This window comes from Burkholderia sola, from assembly GCF_905400185.1.
Taxonomy (GTDB): Bacteria; Pseudomonadota; Gammaproteobacteria; order Burkholderiales; family Burkholderiaceae; genus Burkholderia; species Burkholderia sola.
This window is the reverse complement of sequence record NZ_FR989675.1, coordinates 3,088,154-3,107,430: the sequence shown is the minus strand read 5'-3', so window position 1 is coordinate 3,107,430 and position 19,277 is coordinate 3,088,154. Positions and strand designations below refer to the sequence as shown.

At 67.9% G+C, this 19,277-nt stretch carries 20 protein-coding genes; 13 read left to right on the top strand and 7 right to left on the bottom strand.

The features are described 5' to 3' along the window. Positions 1-18 precede the first annotated feature (18 nt). From KR541_RS14335 to KR541_RS14325, 3 genes are read right to left on the bottom strand one after another with little or no spacing between them, the layout of a single operon-like run. A complete protein-coding gene (locus KR541_RS14335; protein WP_216089596.1) occupies positions 19-1,464 on the bottom strand; it encodes a LutB/LldF family L-lactate oxidation iron-sulfur protein in 1,446 nt (481 codons plus the stop codon). Then, entirely contained in the window at positions 1,461-2,186 is a 726-nt protein-coding gene (locus KR541_RS14330; protein WP_050016721.1) for a LutC/YkgG family protein, read from the bottom strand. The genes KR541_RS14335 and KR541_RS14330 overlap by 4 nt, the downstream gene beginning before the upstream one ends. Next, positions 2,183-2,980: a (Fe-S)-binding protein gene (locus KR541_RS14325; protein WP_050016677.1), complete on the bottom strand. Its 798-nt coding sequence runs from the start codon at positions 2,978-2,980 to the stop codon at positions 2,183-2,185. Before KR541_RS14325 ends, KR541_RS14330 begins: the two co-directional genes overlap by 4 nt. A gap of 128 nt (positions 2,981-3,108) precedes the next feature. Here KR541_RS14325 and KR541_RS14320 point away from each other — a divergent pair, with 128 nt between their 5' ends. The 5 genes from KR541_RS14320 to KR541_RS14300 all read left to right on the top strand — a co-directional run bounded on the left by KR541_RS14320 (position 3,109) and on the right by KR541_RS14300 (position 8,423). Then, positions 3,109-3,825: a FadR/GntR family transcriptional regulator gene (locus tag KR541_RS14320; protein ID WP_050016675.1), complete on the top strand. Its 717-nt coding sequence runs from the start codon at positions 3,109-3,111 to the stop codon at positions 3,823-3,825. Between the two features lie 148 nt (positions 3,826-3,973). Beyond that, the gene (locus KR541_RS14315) at positions 3,974-5,596 is read left to right on the top strand and encodes a phospholipase D family protein (protein WP_050016719.1); all 1,623 of its coding nucleotides are present in this window, start codon (positions 3,974-3,976) and stop codon (positions 5,594-5,596) included. A gap of 237 nt (positions 5,597-5,833) precedes the next feature. After that, complete coding sequence (locus KR541_RS14310) at positions 5,834-6,607, top strand: class II aldolase/adducin family protein (protein WP_124557574.1); 774 nt, start codon at positions 5,834-5,836, stop codon at positions 6,605-6,607. A gap of 329 nt (positions 6,608-6,936) precedes the next feature. Beyond that, entirely contained in the window at positions 6,937-7,371 is a 435-nt protein-coding gene (locus tag KR541_RS14305; protein ID WP_124557573.1) for a CHRD domain-containing protein, read from the top strand. Positions 7,372-7,460: 89 nt separating this feature from the next. Then, the gene (locus KR541_RS14300) at positions 7,461-8,423 is read left to right on the top strand and encodes an alpha/beta hydrolase (RefSeq protein WP_050016670.1); all 963 of its coding nucleotides are present in this window, start codon (positions 7,461-7,463) and stop codon (positions 8,421-8,423) included. On the opposite strand, the gene KR541_RS14295 is transcribed toward KR541_RS14300, so the two are convergent. Beyond that, a complete protein-coding gene (locus KR541_RS14295; RefSeq protein ID WP_050016668.1) occupies positions 8,393-9,235 on the bottom strand; it encodes an EcsC family protein in 843 nt (280 codons plus the stop codon). The two genes, KR541_RS14300 and KR541_RS14295, sit on opposite strands and share 31 nt — an antisense overlap. A gap of 107 nt (positions 9,236-9,342) precedes the next feature. On the opposite strand from KR541_RS14295, the gene KR541_RS14290 reads away from it, so the two are divergent. Both KR541_RS14290 and KR541_RS14285 read left to right on the top strand, forming a co-directional pair. Further along, positions 9,343-10,938 carry an MDR family MFS transporter gene (locus KR541_RS14290; RefSeq protein WP_050016666.1) on the top strand — a complete coding sequence of 532 codons (1,596 nt, stop codon included), beginning with the start codon at positions 9,343-9,345 and terminating at the stop codon, positions 10,936-10,938. Between the two features lie 54 nt (positions 10,939-10,992). Further along, the gene (locus tag KR541_RS14285) at positions 10,993-11,439 is read left to right on the top strand and encodes a MarR family winged helix-turn-helix transcriptional regulator (protein WP_124557571.1); all 447 of its coding nucleotides are present in this window, start codon (positions 10,993-10,995) and stop codon (positions 11,437-11,439) included. Between the two features lie 138 nt (positions 11,440-11,577). Here the strand turns inward: KR541_RS14285 and KR541_RS14280 are convergent, their stop codons facing one another. Both KR541_RS14280 and KR541_RS14275 read right to left on the bottom strand, forming a co-directional pair. Further along, positions 11,578-12,159, bottom strand: a complete 582-nt coding sequence (locus tag KR541_RS14280; RefSeq protein WP_059580784.1) for a DJ-1/PfpI family protein — start codon at positions 12,157-12,159, stop codon at positions 11,578-11,580. Positions 12,160-12,316: 157 nt separating this feature from the next. Then, positions 12,317-13,597: an amino acid deaminase gene (locus KR541_RS14275; RefSeq protein ID WP_124631942.1), complete on the bottom strand. Its 1,281-nt coding sequence runs from the start codon at positions 13,595-13,597 to the stop codon at positions 12,317-12,319. Between the two features lie 118 nt (positions 13,598-13,715). On the opposite strand from KR541_RS14275, the gene KR541_RS14270 reads away from it, so the two are divergent. The 6 genes from KR541_RS14270 to KR541_RS14245 all read left to right on the top strand — a co-directional run bounded on the left by KR541_RS14270 (position 13,716) and on the right by KR541_RS14245 (position 18,376). Next, positions 13,716-14,654 carry a MurR/RpiR family transcriptional regulator gene (locus KR541_RS14270; protein ID WP_050016658.1) on the top strand — a complete coding sequence of 313 codons (939 nt, stop codon included), beginning with the start codon at positions 13,716-13,718 and terminating at the stop codon, positions 14,652-14,654. 2 nt (positions 14,655-14,656) lie between these two features. Then, positions 14,657-16,138: an N-acyl-D-amino-acid deacylase family protein gene (locus tag KR541_RS14265; RefSeq protein ID WP_050016657.1), complete on the top strand. Its 1,482-nt coding sequence runs from the start codon at positions 14,657-14,659 to the stop codon at positions 16,136-16,138. A gap of 78 nt (positions 16,139-16,216) precedes the next feature. Next, entirely contained in the window at positions 16,217-16,603 is a 387-nt protein-coding gene (locus tag KR541_RS14260; protein ID WP_050016655.1) for a RidA family protein, read from the top strand. Between the two features lie 284 nt (positions 16,604-16,887). Beyond that, on the top strand, positions 16,888-17,241 hold the full coding sequence (locus KR541_RS14255) for a DUF1493 family protein (protein ID WP_050016653.1): 354 nt from the start codon (positions 16,888-16,890) through the stop codon (positions 17,239-17,241). 101 nt (positions 17,242-17,342) lie between these two features. Next, complete coding sequence (locus KR541_RS14250) at positions 17,343-17,945, top strand: peptidoglycan recognition protein family protein (RefSeq protein WP_080334356.1); 603 nt, start codon at positions 17,343-17,345, stop codon at positions 17,943-17,945. Further along, on the top strand, positions 17,939-18,376 hold the full coding sequence (locus KR541_RS14245; protein WP_124631943.1) for a hypothetical protein: 438 nt from the start codon (positions 17,939-17,941) through the stop codon (positions 18,374-18,376). Before KR541_RS14250 ends, KR541_RS14245 begins: the two co-directional genes overlap by 7 nt. 62 nt (positions 18,377-18,438) lie before the next feature. Here the strand turns inward: KR541_RS14245 and queF are convergent, their stop codons facing one another. Beyond that, positions 18,439-19,269, bottom strand: a complete 831-nt coding sequence (queF, locus tag KR541_RS14240) for an NADPH-dependent 7-cyano-7-deazaguanine reductase QueF (RefSeq protein WP_204383415.1) — start codon at positions 19,267-19,269, stop codon at positions 18,439-18,441. Between the last annotated feature and the right edge of the window lie 8 nt (positions 19,270-19,277).

Sequence of the window (19,277 nt, the reverse complement as noted above, 5' to 3'; positions counted from 1 at the left end):
GGTTTGAAAGCGGATGCGCTATTCGGGCTGGCCGCGGGCGCGCAGCAGGTCGGACAGGCTGCGCGGCGCCGGTTCGAGTGGCGTGCGGTGCTGCGTCCAGCCCAGTTGTTTCGCGGGCGTGATCGCCCGCAGGCGCGTCGCGGCCCAGCGGAACGCGCGGTACGCGCGCGGATGCGCGAACGCGCCCGACCAGAAGCGCCACACGAGTTCTTCCGTGCGGTGGTAGTTCGCGCCCTGGCCGCGCAACGGATGCGCGACCGGTTCGTCGGGCTTGCGGTTCGCTTCGGTGCGCAGCCGCACGAGCAATTGCGGGATCGGGATGCGCACCGGGCACACCTCGCCGCATGCGCCGCACAGCGTCGATGCGGTCGGCAGGTCGGCCGTCGCGTCGAGGCCGAGCAGGTGTGGCGAGATGATCTTGCCGATCGGGCCCGGGTAGGTCGTGCCGTATGCGTGGCCGCCGATGCGCGTATAGACGGGGCAGTGATTCATGCACGCGCCGCAGCGGATGCATTGCAGCGTCGCGCGCAACTGTTCATCCGCGTACGCCTGCGTGCGGCCGTTGTCGAGCAGCACGAGATGCAGCTCGCGCGGGCCGTCGCGTTCGCCGTCGCGGCGCGGGCCCGAGATCAGGTTGAAGTAGGTCGTGATCGCCTGGCCGGTGGCCGAGCGCGTGAGCAGGCTCGACAGCGGCACGATGTGCTCGAGTTTCTCGACGACCTTCTCGATCCCCATGATCGCCACGTGCGTGTCGGGCACCGTCGTCGACAGGCGGCCGTTGCCTTCGTTCTCGACGAGCCACAGCGTGCCCGTGTCGGCCGCCGCGAAATTGACGCCGGACAGGCCGATGTCCGCTTCCGCGAACGCGCGGCGCAGCGCGCGCCGGCCGGTCTGGATCAGCTCGTCGACGTCTTCCGTGTAGCGCGCGCCGGGGAGGTGCGCCTCGAACAGTTCGGCGATGTCGCCGCGGGTCTTGTGGATCGCCGGCATCACGATGTGCGACGGCTTCTCGCCCGCGAGCTGCACGATGAATTCGCCCATGTCGGATTCGATGCAGTCGACCCCGTGCTCCGCGAGGTAATGATTCAGCTCGATTTCCTCGCTCGCCATCGACTTGCCCTTGATCACGCGGCGCGCCTTCTTCGCCTGCGCGATGCCGAGCACGATCGCGTTCGCATCGGCGGCCGTCTCGGCCCAGTGCACGTGCACGCCGGCTGCGGCGAGCTTCGTCTCCAGCCGTTCGAGCAGCGCGGGCAGTTGCGCGAGCGCGTGCTGCCGGACGGCTTCGCCGAGATCGCGCAGCTGCTGCAGCTCGGTGTCGTCGGGGAATTGCGTCGCGCGCTTGCCCTGCAGGAAGTCCATCGCGCCGCGAAAGCTCCGGCGCAGCGCCGGATCGTCGAGCGCGGCGCGCGCACGGGTCTTGAAGTCGCCGGGGGCGACGAATTGCAGCGGGTGGTCGCTCATCGCGGCAGGTCCTCGCAAGCGGGGGCGGCCGGCGGCGCGGCCGAATCGGTGACGATCACGACCCACAGGCGGCGCGGGCCGTGCGCGCCATAGGCGAGCGTCTGCTGGATGTCGGACGTCTTCGACGGGCCCGATACCAGCACGAGGTTGGTCGGCATGCCGGCTGGCCAGCGCTCCGCGTGCACGGCGGCGTGCAGGTCCGCATGCAGTGTGTTCGCATGGACGAGCGCGACGTGCAGCGGCGGCACCAGCGACACCGTACGCGGCGTGCCGGCATCGGGCGCGAGCACCAGGGTGCCGGTCGCCGCGATGCCCGAGCGCGCGACGGTGAAGCCCGCGTCGATCGTGTCGAACAGTTCGGTTTTCCACGCGTCGATCGGCCGGTCGAACGGCACGGGCGCGACCGTCTCGGGCAGCGCGCGGGCAAGCGCCGCGGATTCGGCGCGGGCCGCGTCGAGCAGCAGGCGGCGCACGCCGGCGTCGGCCAGACGTGCGGCGAGCTGCGCGGGCCATGCGTCGGCGGTTGCGCACCAGACTTCGGCGTGCGACGCGGCAAGTGCCGTCTGCATCGCCCGCACGCGTGCATCGGCGGCGGGGCCGGCCGATGCACGGCGCGTGTCGTAATGCGCGTCGATGCGTGCATCGAGCGCCGGCGCGGCGTTCGTCGCGACGCCCGGTGCGGCGGCGCGCAGCCGCGCGAGGATCGCGTCGCGCGCGCTCATTTCGATGCTCCGCGCAGCGAGCCGGCGCCAGCCGTGCGGCGCCACAGGAAGCTCGCGAGATGTTCGACGGGCAGCGCCGCGCCGGCCTTGGCCGCGGCGTGGCCGATGTTCAGCAGGCAGCCGCAGTCGGCCGACACGAGCCGGTCGCAGCCGGTCGCGCACGCCGACGCGACCTTGTCGCGCACCATCGCGCCGGAGATGTCCGGATGCTTCAGCGAGAACGTGCCGCCGAAGCCGCAGCATTCGGATTCGCGTTCGTGTTCGATGCGCGTCACGCCCGGCAGCGCGTCGACGAGCGCGACGCCGTGCACGCGCGTGCCCATCTCGCGCCGTGCCGCGCACGACGTGTGCAGCACGACGCGTTCGTCGGGTCCGGCGTCGGCCATGACCGCGTCGAGCTGCACGTCGAGCACATGGATGAGGAATTCGGCGAGTTCGTAGGTCCGCTCCGCGATCGCGCGTGCTTTCGGGCCGTGAACGGGATCGTCGGCGAACAGCGCCGGCCAGTGGTGCCGGATCATGCCCGCGCACGAGCCGGATGGCACGATCACCGGCCACGGTTGCGCGAACAGGTCGAGCTGCGCGGCCGCGACGCGGCGCGCCTCGTCGGGATTGCCGCTGCTGTAGGCCGGCTGCCCGCAACAGCTCTGGCCGCGCGGATAGTGGACCGTCAGGCCCTCGCGTTCCAGCAGGCGGACCGCGTCGAGCCCCGCTTCGGGGACGAACAGGTCGACCAGGCAGGTCGCGAACAGATAGACGTGCGCGGGGGCGGTGGGGTACGGCCGTGGGTTCATGTCTCGCTCCAGAGGCGACGACCCGGCGTGCGGAGCGTCGATTTCGCTGCATAATTCCCCCGTCCGCGCCGCAGCTCAAATTGGTTGGGCCAATCGGGGCGGCATGCATTCCGCGGGGAGACGCGACGATGGCGGCGATGACGGCACGGGGCCGGACCGAAGTGGTGATGCGCAAGATCGAGACGGCACTGCTCGACGGCACGTGGCCGGCCGGCGCGCGGCTGCCGGCCGAGCGCGTGCTCGCGCAGCAGTACGGCGTCGCGCGCAATACGGTGCGCGAGGCGACCCAGCGGCTCGTCGCGCGCGGGCTGCTGCAGAGCCGGCGCGGCGCGGGCGTCTACGTGACCGACCAGTTGCGCGCCGGCATCGCGTCGCCGTGGGGCCAACTGGTCGCCGATCATCCGGCGCTGCGCGACGACATCCTCGAATTCCGCCGCGTGCTGGAAGGCGCGACCGCCTATTTCGCCGCGCTGCGCGCCGATGCGAACGACCGGCGCCGGATTCGCGCGCTGCTGCGCGAGCTCGAAACCGCGCACGCGAACGACGATGCGGCCGTCGAAGCCGCGACCGATGCGAAGCTGCACGAGGCGATCGCGCTCGCGTCGCACAACACGATGTTCCTGCACCTGCATACGAGCGTGATCGGAATGTTGCGCGAGCACATTTCGATCAACGTGGCCGGGATGACGACGGAGGACGAGCAGGCATCCGAGTTGCTGTTGTTGCAGCACCGGGTGGTGTGCGACGCGATTTGCGCGCACCGCCCCGAAGAGGCGCGCACCGCGATGCAGACGCATATCGACTACGTGCGCAGCCATTTCGAGCGCAGCGGCGATGCGTCATGAGATTGGTCGGACCAGCGGCTGCGATGGCCTGCGGGGCCGGCCCAATTGACCGGTTCGTCGGGCGCCCACTAGAATCGATCGCAACCCCTTGTCAGCCGCGCGCCGCGGCGATGACGTGCCCATTGATCCGACTGTCGAGGAAGCTTTCGTGCTCACGTCCCTGATCCGGCGCGCACCGGCCACGCCGTCGTGGCGCGCCGCATGCCGCCAGGCCCGCGCGCTGATCGTCTGCGCGCTGCTGCCGCTCGCCGCGTGCGCGACGCATCCGCCCGCCACCTCGCTCGATCGCCCCGTCTCGCACGCGTTGTCGGCCGATACCGCGACACCGTTGCACGCTGCGCTGGCCGCGCCGGAAGCCGCGCATCCGGGGCAGTCGGGCTTCCGGCTGCTGGCCGACGGCGCCACCGCGTTGCAGATGCGCATCGCGCTCGCGCGGGCGGCGACGAAGACGCTCGACATGCAGTACTACATCGCGACCGAGGATACGACCGGCAAGCTGCTGCTCGGCGCGGCGCTGTACGCGGCCGATCGCGGCGTGCGCGTGCGGATGCTGGTCGACGACCTGAACTTCGACGATATCGACCGCGTGATGGCTGCGCTCAATACGCACCAGAACATCGAGATCCGCGTGTTCAACCCGTTCGGCGCATCGCAGCGCGGCGTGGTCGAGCGCACGGCCAACTTCTTCACGCGGATCGACAGCTTCACGCGCCGGATGCACAACAAGGCGATGATCGCGGACAACCAGCTCGCGATCGTCGGCGGCCGCAATCTCGGCGACGAATACTTCAGTGCGAGCCCGACGCTCCAGTTCCGCGATCTCGACGTGCTGGCGGCCGGCCCCGTGACCCACGACATCTCGAAGAGCTTCGACGAATACTGGGCGAGCGCGAGCAGCTATCCGTTGCGGGTGCTCAATCATCAGAAGTTCGATCCGAAGGATCTCGACGCGATGCGCGACGAGTTGCGCGACCACTGGCGCAAGAATGCCGATCCGTACAACGCGAAGCCGCTGAACGCGACGCCGCTCGCACGGCAGATCGCACGCGACGAACTCGAACTCGTGTGGGCGCCGGCCGAATTCAAGGTCGATGCGCCGACCAAGGTCGCGCGGCCGACCGGCACCTACGTGAGCCCGCCGATGCAGCGCCTGGCGGAGCTGACGCGCGGCGCGCAGAAGGAATTCCTCGCGTTTTCGCCGTACTTCGTGCCGCACGACGCCGGCGTGAAGATCCTCGGCGATACGGCCGCGCGCGGCGTGCGCGTCGCGATCGTCACGAATTCGCTCGCGGCGACCGATGCGGTCGCGGTGCAGGCCGGCTATGCGCCGTACCGCGTGCCGCTGCTGCAGCGCGGCGTCGAGCTGTACGAATTCAAGTCGCAGCCCGACCAGCAGCCCGCGCGGCTGTTCGGGTCGCGCTCGCGTGCGAGCCTGCATGCGAAGGCGTACGTGATCGACCGGCAAATCCTCGTGATCGGCTCGCTGAACCTCGACCCGCGTTCCGCGTACCTGAACACCGAGCTCGCGCTCGTGATCCACAGCCCGGTGCTCGCGCAGCAGGCCGAGGCGATCTTCGCGCGCGTGACGCAGCCGGACGAAAGCTACCGCGTAACGCTCGCGAAGCGGACCGACGGCAGCCCGCCCGCGCTCGAATGGACGGGCACCGAAGGCGGCCAGACGACCACCTATCACGTCGACCCGCATGCGGGGCTGCTGCGCAACGTGATGACGGGCATCTTCACGCTGCTGCCGGTCGACGACCAGTTGTAAGGGCGGGAACGGCTCCGGCAAAACCCGCGATACCGGTGCGCGGGGAAAGATGATATGGTTGTGCGCGCAACGATATGGGTATCGTGAAGCGCGCCGGCGGATCGCACAATGCGGGCCGGAACGGTGCGCCGCACCTGCGCGATACGCGGCGCACGCATCGCTTGCGGCGCCGGCAGACGAGGACGATGCGCGGCGCCGCTCGCCGCGGCCGCGCGTCGCCCGCAACCGGAGTTCCCCATGCAACGTGTACCGAACCAGCCGTTCACGCGCCCCGCGCGCTTCTCCGAAGCCGAATGGCAGGCGCGTGTGCAGCTCGCGGCCGCCTACCGCATCTTCGATCACCTCGGCTGGACCGAGCTGATCTACAACCATATCTCGCTGCGCGTGCCGGGCGAGGACGGTCATTTCCTGATCAACCCGTTCGGGCTTCATTACCGCGAGGTGTGCGCGTCGAACCTCGTGAAGATCGACATCGACGGCAACGTGATCGGCCATTCCGACTGGCCGATCAATCCGGCCGGCTTCACGTTCCACAGCGCGATCCATGCGGCGCTGCCCGATGCGCACTGCGTGATGCACGTGCACACGACGCCGACGATGGCCGTGTGCTGTTCGCGCGACGGGCTGTCGTTCTCGAATTTCTATTCGGCGCAGCTGTACGGGAAGATCGCGTATCACGACTTCGAGGGCATCACCGTGCATCTCGAGGAAGGCCGGCGCATCGTCGACAGCGCGGGCGGGCGGCCCGTGCTGCTGCTGCGCAACCACGGGCCCGTGACGATCGGCGCGACGCTCGCGCAGACGTTTTCGCTGATGTGGCTGCTCAACCGTGCGTGCGAGGTGCAGGTCGCGACGCAGGCGATCGGCGATGCGCTGCCGATTGCGCCGCCCGTGCTCGAAGGGTGCGTGCGCGATTCGCTGAATTTCGACCCGAAGCATGGCGCGGGACAGGACGCGTTCGACGCGCTGCAGCGGATCGTCGACCGGATCGATCCCGGCTATCGTGCATGAGGCGCGGCGCATGCAAAAAAAACGCGGCCGGGTGGCCGCGTGAATACTCGCAGACTCCTTCGGACGAAGGAAACAAGCAACTGTGGAACGAAGTGTAGCGAAAGGCCGCGCATGGATTCAGCCGTCAGGCTGCAAAGGTCTGTTCCAGCGTGACGCAGACTGGCGCGAGCGGCGTCGCGCAGGATCGTCGGCCGTGCGCGGTGCGCCGACAGGCGGTGCGGCGATTCGCAGCATGGCCGTTCGGCGGACTGTCGGCGCGGCGGCGATCGACTACCATCATGCGTAGCGCCCCCGTTCCGGCGGCGTACCACGTCGTACAAGGAGAATCCATGCTCAAGCTGCGTTTGCTCCAGGTCGCGTTATTCGCGGGTGTGCTGGCCGCCGGCAGCGCCGCTGCCGAGACGGTGCGCCTGTCCGCCAACCTTCAGCCGTCGAGCGAAGTGCCGCCGACGGCAACCAAGGGCTCGGGCGCCGTCGCCGCCACCTACGACACCGCCACCCGCCTGCTGCAGTGGACGGTCACGTACGAACACCTCACGGGGCCGGCCACGGCCGCGCATTTCCACGGGCCCGCGCCGGTCGGCCAGAACGCCGGCGTGCAGGTGCCGATCCCGAAGGACGAGCTGGCGAGCCCGATCAAGGGTTCGAAGGCGCTCACCGACGAGCAGGTCACCGACCTGATGGGCGGCAGGTGGTACTTCAACATTCATACGAAGGAACACCCGTCGGGCGAGATCCGCGGGCAGATGATGCCGGCGAACTGAACGTCGGCGTTTGGCGTAGAGGCACCTGTCGAGCGACGCGGGAGCGTTCGCACGTACCATCGTCACATTGCGATGACGGAGTGCGTCCGATGAGTTGGCAAAGCAAGTTCGCCTGCTGGTTGCTGCGCTGGCAGTTTCGTCCGGAAACGACGCGCGAGGTGCTCGACCCCGCGCGTGCCCGGCGCTTTACCGACCTGCGGATGATCGTGCCGCGCCGGGCGCCGTCGGGCTACCGGCTGCGCCAGTGTTACGGCCCGGGCGACGCGCCGCTGCGCGGCGAATGGCTCGAGCGCACCGACTCGAGCGCGGCGCGCGGGCCCGGCCGCACGCTGCTGTATTTCCATGGCGGCGGCTACTACTTCTGTTCGACGAAAACCCACCGGCCGCTGGTGTTCGGGCTGACGAAGCGCGCGGGCGTGCGTTCTTTCTCGCTCGACTACCGGCTCGCGCCCGAAAACCGCTTCCCGGCCGCGCTCGACGATGCGCTCGCCGCGTACCGGCAACTGCTGGCGCTCGGCACGCCGCCCGAGTCGATCGTGTTCGGCGGCGATTCCGCGGGCGGCGGCCTCGCGCTCGCGACGCTCGTCGCGCTGCGCGATCGCGGCGAGCCGCTGCCGGCCGGCGCGATCCTGTTCTCGCCGTGGACGGACCTGGCCGGCACCGGCGACACGATGCGCAGCAACGACGGCCGCGACCCGATGTTCGCGGCCGCCGCGCTGCCGAAGGCCGCGAAGCTGTATCTCGGCGACGCGCCGGCGACGCATCCGTACGCGTCGCCGCTCCATGCGGACTTCGCGGGCTTGCCGCCGCTATACATCCAGGTCGGCAGCACCGAAGTGCTGCTCGACGATTCGCGCCGCGTCGCCGACAAGGCGAAGGCGGCCGGCGTTCAGGTGGAAATCGAGGTGTGGCCCGACATGCCGCACGTGTGGCAGCTGTACGCGCCGATGGTGCCGGAAGCGCGCGATGCGCTCGACCGCGCGGCCGCGTTCGTGCGCCGCGTCGCGGTCGCGCGCGCGGTTCAGCGTGCGGGCGAGGCGTCGATCGTCTGATAGGCGGCCTTGACGGCCACCGAACCGTACTTGCGTTCGAGCCGGCGCACGGTGAAGTGGCCGTGCGCCATCTGCTGGAAGTGGTCGATGAACAGCGTGTTGACGGTCGCGCCGAGCACGGCGCCGATCGCCGGGATCGACTTCGCGGCCATCTGCTCGGTCACCTGCACCGAGAAGCGCGACGCCACCGTCTGCACGAGCTTGAATACGGCCGCCGAGCTGTGCGCGGCGATGCCTTTGGCCGTGATGTCCGACGACGCCTTCGAGATCGCCTGCGCGAGCGCGCCGCGCAGCACGAAATAGCCGAGATCGGCGTCCTCCTCCTGCTTGTCCGGGTTGCCGCCCATGCCGAGCACGGCCAGGCATTGCAGCTGCGTATCGACCGACGTCAGGTCCTCGCCTTCGCTGCGTGCGATGTCGCAAACCGAGCGGAAGATCAGCGTGGTCGTCACCGGCAGCTCGACCGGCAGCGCGAGAAAGCCGAACGCGCCGCCCGCCGCGCCGGTCGTCGCGACCGCGAGCTTGTGCAGCAGGTTGCTCGGCTTCTCGGGTTCGGCGTCCGGCGCCTGCGGCTTGCCGAGCGTGCGCAGCGCGATGTTCAGGCACTTGCGCAGCGCGAGCTGCGTCGCATCGTTGATCTTGCCGGTCGCGAAGTCCGGCAGCCGCGCGATCATTTTCTCGACCGGCGCGCCGAGCACGCCCGTCAGCTTCATCGTCAGCGACGGGCTTTCCAGCACCTGCTTCGCGCGCCGCAGCGCGTCCCGGTCCTCCGGCGACAGCGTCGCGGAGGGGGAAATTGAAATCGGTTCCATCTCTCTCCTTGGCATGAACGGGCCCTGAACCCGTCGCCAGCCTAGATTACTCCGGCGTGCTAGAATTTTGAGATTCTTTGACTCGGCAAAAGTTGCATCGACAAAAAATGGCCGTCCACACTGCCGCCCACCATTCGAGCGGGCAAGTCCTGCCGTTCCGCGAATCGCTGCTCGCGATGATCGGGATCTCGTTCGTCACCATGCTGGTCGCGCTGGACCAGACGGTCGTCGGCACCGCGCTGCCGACCATCGTCGCCGAACTCCGCGGCTTCGACCTGTATGCGTGGGTCGCGACCTCGTATCTGCTCAGTTCCGTGATCACGGTGCCGATCTTCGGCCGGCTCGGCGACTATTACGGCCGCAAGCCGTTCGTGATCGCGTCGATCGTCGTGTTCACCGGCGCGTCGGTGCTGTGCGGGATGGCCAACGACATGCTGTCCCTCGTGCTCGCGCGGGGGCTGCAGGGAATCGGCGGCGGGATGCTGGTCGGCACCGCGTTCGCGTGCATTCCCGATCTGTTCCCCGATTCCGTCGTGCGGCTGCGCTGGCAGGTGCTGATGAGCTCGGCGTTCGGCATCGCGAACGCGGTGGGCCCGTCGCTCGGCGGCTTCCTGACCCAGTCGTTCGGCTGGCGTTCGGTGTTCTACGTGAACCTGCCGATCGGCATCCTGTCGTTGATCTTCGTGTGGCGCTACCTGCCGCATCTGCGCCACGTCGAGCATGATCGCAAGATGCGGCTCGACTGGCCGGGCGCGCTCCTGATCGCGCTGTCGCTCGGTGCGCTGCAGCTGTTCGTCGAATGGCTGCCGAAGTACGGCGTCGCGAGCTGGGCGTCGCTGCTGCTCGTCGTGGCGGTCGCGGCGGGCATCGGCCTGTGGCACTGGGAGAAGCGCTGCGCGCAGCCGATTCTGCCGTTCGACATGTTCGGCAACCGCGCGCTGTCCGCGCTGTTCGTGCTCGCGATCCTCGCCGGTTTCTCGATGTTCTCGCTGCTGTTCTACGCGCCGCTGCTGTTCCAGGGCGGCTTCGGGATGTCGCCGAAGGAGGCGGGGCTCGTGATCACGCCGCTCGTCGTGTTCATCACGATCGGCAGCATCATGAACGGTCGCGTCATCACGCGCATTCGCAACCCGAACACGATGCTGCACGTCGGCTTCGTGCTGTTCGCGCTCGCGTGCGCGGGCATCGTCGTGTCCACCCACGCGACGCCGGCCTGGATGCTGATGGCGCTGATGGTCGCGGGCGGCATCGGGCTTGGCTTCGTGCTGCCGAACCTGACCGTGTTCGCACAGCAGACGGCCGGCCGCGAGCATCTCGGCATCGCGACGGCGCTCTTGCAATCGTTGCGGATGGTCGGCGGGATGCTGGGCACCGCGCTCACCGGCACGCTCGTCAATCAGATGTATTCGGGCGGCGTGCGCAATGCGCTGTCGGCCGACCAGGCGATGCAGTGGCACGCGCGGCTCGCCGATCCGCAGATCCTGATCGATCGCGCGGCGCAGGGCGGTCTCGTCGCGGAGTTGACGCGTGCCGGGCATAATGGCGCGCTGCTGCTGGAAGCGGCCCGCGAATCGCTGGTCGGCGCGATTCACCTGGGCGTCGCGATGGCGGCGGTCGTCGCCGTGGTGTCGGTGTGGCAGTGCCGTCGCGTGCCGCCGATCGCGCTGCGGCGCAAGATCGAACCGCACGTCGCGGCCGATTGACCGATCGGGCGAGCGATTCGACGACTCAACGATTCACCGGAACGAAATCAGCGCATGGAAGAACAGGACCGCGTCGCGATCTTGCAGCAATTCGGACGCACGTATCGCGCCTTCATGACCGCGTTCGAAGCGCACGTCGGGCAGCCGATGCCGCGCTGGCGCATCATGGTCGCGCTGCACACGATGGACGGGCATGCGTCGCAGAAGAAGCTCGTCGAGGTGCTGCGCATCGATCCGGGCGCGCTCACGCGCCAGTTGAAGTCGCTCGACGCGCTCGGCTGGATCGAGCGCGAATCGGACGCGCGCGACAACCGCGTGACCAACGTCACGCTGACGGACGCAGGGCGCGCCGCGTTCGACGCATGCCTGCCGCGCCGCAAGGCGTTTCTCGAACAGACGATGGCGCAGCTGCCGGACGACGTGCTGAATGCGCTGTCGGGCGCGCTCGCGATGCTGGAGTCGCGGATCGCGGACGTCGGATCGACGCCGGCGTCTCCCTGAAGGGTAGGCAGGGAAGCCGCAACAAGCATCGGGAGGCGGCACGAAAGGCGCGCGCCCCGGCGATCGTGGCCGGCGCGGCAAGCGGGTCGAACGTGCCCGCCGCCGGCCGGCTTTTCACTTCAACTCATCTCACGTCGTTCACAGCTCGATGCGCGTGCCGAGCAACGCGAGGAACTGCGCGAGCCACGCCGGATGCGCGGGCCACGCGGGCGCGGTGACGAACGGCGCGTCGGTGACGGCCGCGTCGACCGGGATGTCCGCGTATTCGCCGCCCGCGAGCTTCACCTCCGGCGCGCAGGCCGGGTACGCCGAAATGCGCTTGCCGCGGATCACGTCGGCGGCCGCGAGCAGTTGCGCCGCGTGGCAGATCGCCGCGATCGGCTTGCCGGCTTCGGCGAACGCGCGCACGAGCGAAATCACCTTCGGATCGAGTCGCAGGTATTCGGGCGCACGGCCGCCCGCGATCGCGAGCGCGTCGTAGCGCGCCGCATCGACGTCGTCGAACGCCGCGTTCAGCGTGAAGTTGTGGCCGGGCTTCTCGGTGTAGGTCTGGTCGCCTTCGAAATCGTGGATCGCAGTCTTGATCTTGTCGCCCGCGCGCTTGCCCGGGCAGACTGCATCGACGTGGTGGCCGACGGCCTGCAGCGCCTGGAACGGCACCATCGTTTCGTAGTCTTCGGCGAAATCGCCGGTCAGGAACAGGATCTTCTTCGCGGCCATGGCTTTCTCCAGTGAAGCAGCGTTGAAGGCCCGGTCGCGCCGTGCATGACGGCCGCGACGGGCCCCGAGGACGAAAGCGCAGTGTACTCCGGCCGATTGAAGCGCGCGTGACGGCCGCCGCGCGCGAGCGGCGGGGCGGCATCGCGCGCAGCGTGCGTCAGAAGAAGGTTTCGACGACTTCCGTCACGCGGAACTGCGGATCGAGCACGAGCACCTGGCGCCACTTGTCGAACGTCAGGCACGGGTGCGAGATGTCGAACGCGACCATGTCGCCGACCTTCACGTCCGCGCCCGGCGGGATCTGCAGGTACGCGTGCTGGTCCATCATCCCGGTGACGGCCCAGCCTTCGGCGGCGGCGACGTCGCGCGGCGCGGTGTCGCGGCCCGGCCGGAAGTGGCGCGCCGGTTCGGGCAGGCCCGCGTCGAACGCCGCATCGCGCTTGCCGAGTGCGACGATCGCGCGGTCGGCTTCCGGCACCGACTGCACGTACGCCCACAGCTGCAGCGCCGGCAGCAGCCCTTCGCCCATCGAGCGGGCGATCGGGTTGCGCGCGAACACGTCGGTCTGCGCTTTCTTGTAGATGCCGACGTCGTGCGTCAGGTAGCAGCCCGGACGCAGCACGACTTCCGCGAAGCCCGCGTCGGATGCCTTCCTGAATTCTTCCGCGACCACGTCGTACCACGCCGAACCGGCGCCGGACAGGATCGCCGGCGTGCGCGCGAAGCGGCCGGCTTCGGCCAGCTCGCGCGTGAGCGCGACCGCCTGCTGCAGGAACGCGCGGATCTCGCCTTCCTCTTTCAGCACGCCTTCATAGAGCTCGATGCCGGCCAGCTTCAGCGTGTCCGGATAGCGCGCGATCGCGGCCAGCACGGCCTCGCGCTGCGCGGCGTCGCGCACGCCGGCGCGGCCGCCCGGCACGCCAAGCTCGATCAGCACGTTCAGCGATTTCTTCGCGTCGCCGAAGAAGCGGCCGAGCTGGTCGACGCTGTCCGCGGAATCGACCAGACAGAAGAACTCGAAATCGGGATCGGACAGCAGCCCCGCGATGATCGTCATGTTCTGGCGGCCGACCAGCTGGTTTGCGAGCAGCACGCGCCGCACGCCGCCGTGATACGCGGCCTGCGTCTGGTGCGCGGTCGCGAGCGTGATGCCCCACGCGCCGGCGTCGAGCTGGCGGCGGAACAGTTGCGGCGCCATCGTCGTCTTGCCGTGCGGCGCGAACTTGACGCCGTATTGCTGCACGAACGCCTGCATCCAGTTCAGGTTGTGCTCGACGCGATCCTCGTAAAGCACGGCGGCCGGCAGGCTGACGTCTTCCGCGAGCAGGTTCCATTCGAGCCGGCCGGCGTCGCCGAGCGGCACGCTCGCGCTCGGCACATTGCCCAGGCCCTTGCCGAACGGATCGATCGTCGCTTCCTGATAGTTTGTAACTTTCATGTCATCCCGCTCCATCATCACTATGCATTGCACTGAAGTTGACATGCAGATGGTACAGAAAGTAGCATCGGCGCGGTGATGTTATTTAATAACATCAAGTTCCGCACCCTTTCCGTCGATGAACGCGCCCGCTTCCCCGTCCGCTCCGCTTGCCGCCGAGTCTCATCCCGCGCTGGCCGCCCCGCCGGTCCTCGACATCGTCGCGCGGATCGCCGAGTGCGCGCCCGAGCTGCGCGAAGCCGAGCGCAAGGTCGCCGCGTTCATCCTCGCCGATCTGGCGCGCGCCGCGCATGCGAGCATCGGCGCGCTCGCGCGGGATGCGGAGGTCAGCGTCGCGACGGTCACGCGCTTCGCGAAGGCCGTCGGCTGCCGCGACGTGCGCGAACTGAAGGTGCTCGTCGCGCAGGCGGCGGCCGTCGGCCAGCGCTTCCTGGTGCCGTCCGACGACGCGCCGGCCGACGACGCGAGCCCCGCGTCGATGGTCTACGACGAGATTCGCGTGGCGCTCGCGCACAACCACCAGCTGCTGCGCAACACGTCGTTCGATGCGGCGGCCGACCTGCTCGCCGGCGCGAAGATGACCTACGTGTACGGGCAGGGCGGCGGCTCGACCGCGCTGGCCGACGAGCTGCGCTTCCGGCTCGTGCGTTTCGGCCGGCCGGTCGCGAGCTACCAGGACAGCCTGCTGCAGCGGATGGTGGCCGCGACGCTGTCGAGCGACACCGCCGTCGTCGCGTTGTCGGTGAGCGGGCGCGTGCCCGAGCTGCTCGAAAGCTGCCGGCTCGCGAAGCGCTACGGCGCGAAGCTGATCGCGATCACCGCGCCGGCGTCGCCGCTCGCGAAGCTCGCCGACCACCTGATTCCCGTCGTCGCGTTCGAAACCGATTTCATCTACAAGCCGTCGACCTCGCGCTACGCGATGATGATGGCGATCGACGTGCTCGTCACCGGCGTCGCGTTGCGGCTCGGCGATGCGGGCCGGGAATCGCTGCGCCGCATCAAACACGCGCTCGATGCGCACCGCGGCGGCGGCGACCGTCAACCGGTAGGAGACTGACCATGCATTCGCATCCCGAAGCGGCCGATACGCTGATCGTCGGCGCGCAGCTGTACGACGGCACCGGCGCGCCGCCCGTCACGCGCGACGTCGCGATCCGCAACGGCCTGATCGCGGCGATCGGCAACCTGTCGAACTGGCTCGCCGAAAACGTCGTCGACGCGAACGGCCGTGCGCTCGCGCCGGGTTTCGTCGACGTGCACACGCACGACGACACGCACGTGATCCGTGCGCCGGAGATGATCCCGAAGATCTCGCAGGGCGTGACGACCGTGATCGTCGGCAACTGCGGGATCAGCGCATCGCCGGTGACGCTTGCCGGCGATCCGCCCGACCCGATGAACCTGCTCGGCGAGCGCGGTGCGTTCCGGTACCCGACCTTCGCCGCTTACGTCGCGGCCGTGAACGACGCGCGTCCGGCCGTGAACGTCGCGGCGCTCGTCGGCCATACGGCGCTGCGCAACAACCAGATGGACCGCCTCGACCGCGCGGCGACCGACGGCGAGATCGCCGGCATGCGCGCGCAGCTCGAGGAGGCGCTCGCGAACGGCGCGCTCGGCCTGTCGTCGGGCCTCGCGTACGGCTCCGCGTTCGCGGCGCCGACCGAGGAAGTGATGGCGCTCGCCGAGCCGCTCGCCCAGGCCGGCGCGCTGTACACGACGCACATGCGCACCGAGTTCGACGCGATCCTCGACGCGATGGACGAGGCCTATCGCGTCGGCCGCCACGCGCAGGTGCCGGTCGTGATATCGCACCTGAAGTGCGCGGGCCCGTCGAACTGGGGGCGCAGCACCGAGGTGCTCGCGTCGCTCGAAGGCGCGCGCCGCTACCAGCCGGTCGGCTGCGACTGCTATCCGTACAGCCGCAGTTCGTCGACGCTCGACCTGAAGCAGGTGACCGGTGACATCGACATCACGATCACGTGGTCGGAGCCGCATCCGGAAGTCGCGGGCAAGCTGCTGAAGGCGATCGCGGCCGACTGGGGCATGACCGAGCAGGAAGCCGCGCAGCGCATTCGCCCGGCGGGCGCCGTGTACCACAACATGTCCGAGGACGACGTGCGCCGGATTCTGTCGCATCCGGCGACGATGGTGGGCTCGGACGGCCTGCCGAACGATCCGCTGCCGCATCCGCGGCTGTGGGGCGCATTTCCGCGCGTGCTCGGCCATTACGTACGCGAGACCAACTTGCTGCCGCTCGAGGAGGCGATCCGCAAGATGACGTCGCTGTCCGCGCGCCGCTACGGGATCGCGAAGCGCGGCGAAGTGCACGTCGGCTACCACGCCGATCTCGTGCTGTTCGACCCGGCGCGTGTGATCGACGCCGCGACGTTCGAGCAGCCGCAACAGCCCGCGCACGGGATCGACGCCGTGTGGGTGAATGGCGTGCTGACCTACGAAAACGGCCAGCCGACCGGCGAGCGCGCCGGCGGTTTCGTCGCACGCGGCGAGCGTGTGCCGGCCAGCGCCGACGCGGCGTTCTGAACGCGGCGTGTGTTCCGATCTTCCGCGTGTGCCCAAGCCGGCGCGCGCATCCGTAACCGAAATGTGAGGAGTGAAACGATGAAGCGATATGGCGTAGGCGAAGCGAAGGGGACCGGCGGCCAGGTGATGCCGTTTGCACGCGCGGTCGAAGCCGACGGCTGGCTGTACGTGTCGGGCCAGACGCCGATGGTGAACGGCGAGGTCGTCGAAGGCGGGATCGTCACGCAGTCGAAGCAGACGATCGAGAACGTGATCGCGATCCTGAAGGAAGCCGGCTACGGCCTCGAGCACGTCGTGCGCTGCGGCGTGTGGCTCGACGACGCGCGCGATTTCGCGTCGTTCAACAAGGTGTTCGTGTCGTACTTCGGCGAGAACCCGCCGGCGCGGGCCTGCGTGCAGTCGAGCATGGTCATCGACTGCAAGGTCGAGGTCGATTGCATCGCTTACAAGCCGCCGGTGAAGTAACGCGGCGAGGGCGGAAGCTGTACAACAAGGCCGGTGCATGGACGTGCACCGGCCTTTTGCATTTGGCGAGATCGATGCGAGGGCGAGCAGATGAGCGGAGGGCGTTCAAATACAACTCGGTTGAAGTAGGTGCGAGCGGCCCGGAACTTTGCATTGTGTGACGAAGTTTTTCCAACGGGCCTCGACGTGACACCTGTCTGAGCGGACTGCGACAGCGAGCCGCGGATGCATGGCGCGATTCGCCGGCTACAACCGCCTTTCAATCCAGAGGGCGAGGTGTTTTGATGGAAAGCGTGCGTTGGGATGAGATCGAGGTCTTCGTCAGAGCAGAGGTAGGGCTTGGCAAATCGACGCCGTTGTTCGCCGCCACGAGGCTTTGGGAGGATCTTGGCCAGACCGGCGACGAAGCCGACGATTTCATGGGTCGCTTTTTCGAGCGTTTTTCCGTGGATGCCGGCGACTTCGATTTTCACCGGTATTTCCTGATGGAGGGCGAAGGGGGCTTCTATTCGTTGTTCCGTCGATGGGTGCTCCGAAAACCGCACGCTCTCGAACGGGAACCGATCACGCTGGCGATGCTGTACCGCGCAGCGGTTGAACGGAAATGGGATGCGCGACAACTGACCGAGCTATCGTGAGGAGTCGAGTGAGCAGGTGCGCATGACTTCCGGAGGGCTGAGCGTAAGAGATAGGCGGGAAGGTCAGGGTGATATGCCGTAATCTAACCGGAGGGTATTGGATGTTGTCGATTGATTCCAGTGGGATGGTTGTGACTCCGCGCGTAGTGCGAGCCAGAAAAATCCAAATTGAGCGCGGTGCGATGCAGAGGATTAGTGGGATTGTCGTCCATCAAACAGGTGGTTCGACTGCGGCTTCTGCGCTCAGCAGCTATCGGAATGCGTCGGCCACTGGCGCGCATTTTCTGATTGAAAAAGACGGAACGATTTATCAGACGGCGTCTTTGAAGAAGCAGACTTGGCATGTTGGTCGAATCAAGGCGCGCTGTGTTGCCGAAATGCGTTGCACGCCCGTCGAACTGGAGCAACTTCGACGTTTTGATCCGCGTGGGGAAGACCGGCGGGAGATGCGCAAGGCGGTCCCGGACCGTTACCCGTCCAATACGGACAGCATTGGCGTGGAATTGGTCGGTGAAGCTCTGCCACTGAATGAGCCCAACCCTGATCGACGAACCTACGTCGCGGCGCCGGCTGCTCAGAACGATTCGTTGCGATGGCTTATCCACGCCCTTTCGGTAACGCTACGTGTTCCGGTGACAGAGGTTTTCCGTCACCCGGTAGTATCGCGGAAGAACCGGACGGAGGCGGCGAGAGTGCAATGGTGATTCGGATCGCAGTTTTGATGTTGGCGCTCGCGCTCAGCTACAGCGCGGCTGCGGGCACGCTGCCCAATAGGGTATCGCCTGGCGGCGCGGCACCCGCCGTTGTGCCGGAGTCAGTCGAAATCGTCAGGAACGGTGCGTGGTCGGCTGACATCAGCGGGGACGAAACGGCGGATATGTGTCGCACGTTCGTGCTTCGGCGTGCGGATGTCAGCGCATTTTTCAAGCGTGCGGACCGCGTAACAGAACGGGCGTACAGCCATGACCTGGACGCCGCGCGTTGCTATGCCGAAGGCGAAGCGCGTCTGGCAGGTGGTGGCGCGGCGAAATGGAGGATAGACCAGGCAAGGCGAGGCTTCATTTCCCTGCCCGATGGTCGAACAATCTACCTGTATTGTCCGAAGTGCCGGGCCGACGTATTCGCACCGAATTAGAGAAGCGCGCCTTCCGCAAGCGGGCAGTGTTGGCGGACCGAAATGTCCGCCAGCTCACGCATTTACTGCCGCGCCGTCCGCGCGTTATCCGGCATCGGCTGATTGTAATTCGTGCGGAACGGGTTGATGTCGAGCCCGCCGCGGCGCGTGTAACGCGCATACACCGCCAACTTCACCGGTTTGCACGCATGCAGGATGTCGAGGAAGATCCGCTCGACGCATTGCTCGTGAAAGCCCGTGTGATTGCGGAACGAGATGATGTAGCGCAGCAGCCCCGCGTGATCGATTTGCGGCCCGACGTAATGGATCTGCACGCTGCCCCAGTCGGGCTGCCCCGTGACCGGGCAGTTCGAGCGCAGCAGGTCGGACACGAGCGTCTCTTCGACCGGCGCCTCGTTCTCGCCGTCGGCCGCCGACAGCAGCGACGGGTCGGGTTCGTACACGTCGGTGTCGAGGTCGAGCCGGTCGAGCGACAGCCCGTCGAGCTCGTCCATCTCCAGCTTGCGGAAATCGTGCGCCGACACCAGCTGCACCGATACGCTCGCGCTGCACGCGGCCGATACGTCGCGCTTCAGCACGTCGCGCACCGTGTCGACCGAGTCGAACTTCGACTGCGCGAACGAACCGAGATACAGCTTGAACGACTTCGATTCGACGATGTTCGGCGATTCGGCCGGCACGTAGAACGTCGCGATCGCGACTTGCGGCTTGCCGCGCGCGTTGAGCCACGACAGCTCGTACGCGTTCCAGATGTCGGTGCCGAAGAACGGCAGCGCCGACGTGATGCCGAGCTGCTCGCGCGCGCCGGCGCGCGGGATCGGGAACAGCAGCGACGCGTCGTACTGCGCCGCGTAGACGGTGGCCTTGCCGAGCGGGGAATGTTCGGGATTCATCGTGTGAC

What these genes read in the sequence shown, in the direction of transcription:
- KR541_RS14250 (WP_080334356.1), top strand. Translation starts at nt 17,343, where the DNA reads ATGTTGTCGATTGATTCCAGTGGGATGGTTGTGACTCCGCGCGTAGTG.
- KR541_RS14310 (WP_124557574.1), top strand. Translation starts at nt 5,834, where the DNA reads ATGCAACGTGTACCGAACCAGCCGTTCACGCGCCCCGCGCGCTTCTCC.
- KR541_RS14285 (WP_124557571.1), top strand. Translation starts at nt 10,993, where the DNA reads ATGGAAGAACAGGACCGCGTCGCGATCTTGCAGCAATTCGGACGCACG.
- KR541_RS14290 (WP_050016666.1), top strand. Translation starts at nt 9,343, where the DNA reads ATGGCCGTCCACACTGCCGCCCACCATTCGAGCGGGCAAGTCCTGCCG.
- KR541_RS14325 (WP_050016677.1), bottom strand. Translation starts at nt 2,980, where the DNA reads ATGAACCCACGGCCGTACCCCACCGCCCCCGCGCACGTCTATCTGTTC.
- KR541_RS14295 (WP_050016668.1), bottom strand. Translation starts at nt 9,235, where the DNA reads ATGGAACCGATTTCAATTTCCCCCTCCGCGACGCTGTCGCCGGAGGAC.
- KR541_RS14245 (WP_124631943.1), top strand. Translation starts at nt 17,939, where the DNA reads ATGGTGATTCGGATCGCAGTTTTGATGTTGGCGCTCGCGCTCAGCTAC.
- queF (WP_204383415.1), bottom strand. Translation starts at nt 19,269, where the DNA reads ATGAATCCCGAACATTCCCCGCTCGGCAAGGCCACCGTCTACGCGGCG.
- KR541_RS14255 (WP_050016653.1), top strand. Translation starts at nt 16,888, where the DNA reads ATGGAAAGCGTGCGTTGGGATGAGATCGAGGTCTTCGTCAGAGCAGAG.
- KR541_RS14305 (WP_124557573.1), top strand. Translation starts at nt 6,937, where the DNA reads ATGCTCAAGCTGCGTTTGCTCCAGGTCGCGTTATTCGCGGGTGTGCTG.
- KR541_RS14260 (WP_050016655.1), top strand. Translation starts at nt 16,217, where the DNA reads ATGAAGCGATATGGCGTAGGCGAAGCGAAGGGGACCGGCGGCCAGGTG.
- KR541_RS14280 (WP_059580784.1), bottom strand. Translation starts at nt 12,159, where the DNA reads ATGGCCGCGAAGAAGATCCTGTTCCTGACCGGCGATTTCGCCGAAGAC.
- KR541_RS14330 (WP_050016721.1), bottom strand. Translation starts at nt 2,186, where the DNA reads ATGAGCGCGCGCGACGCGATCCTCGCGCGGCTGCGCGCCGCCGCACCG.
- KR541_RS14265 (WP_050016657.1), top strand. Translation starts at nt 14,657, where the DNA reads ATGCATTCGCATCCCGAAGCGGCCGATACGCTGATCGTCGGCGCGCAG.
- KR541_RS14300 (WP_050016670.1), top strand. Translation starts at nt 7,461, where the DNA reads ATGAGTTGGCAAAGCAAGTTCGCCTGCTGGTTGCTGCGCTGGCAGTTT.
- KR541_RS14270 (WP_050016658.1), top strand. Translation starts at nt 13,716, where the DNA reads ATGAACGCGCCCGCTTCCCCGTCCGCTCCGCTTGCCGCCGAGTCTCAT.
- KR541_RS14320 (WP_050016675.1), top strand. Translation starts at nt 3,109, where the DNA reads ATGGCGGCGATGACGGCACGGGGCCGGACCGAAGTGGTGATGCGCAAG.
- KR541_RS14335 (WP_216089596.1), bottom strand. Translation starts at nt 1,464, where the DNA reads ATGAGCGACCACCCGCTGCAATTCGTCGCCCCCGGCGACTTCAAGACC.
- KR541_RS14275 (WP_124631942.1), bottom strand. Translation starts at nt 13,597, where the DNA reads ATGAAAGTTACAAACTATCAGGAAGCGACGATCGATCCGTTCGGCAAG.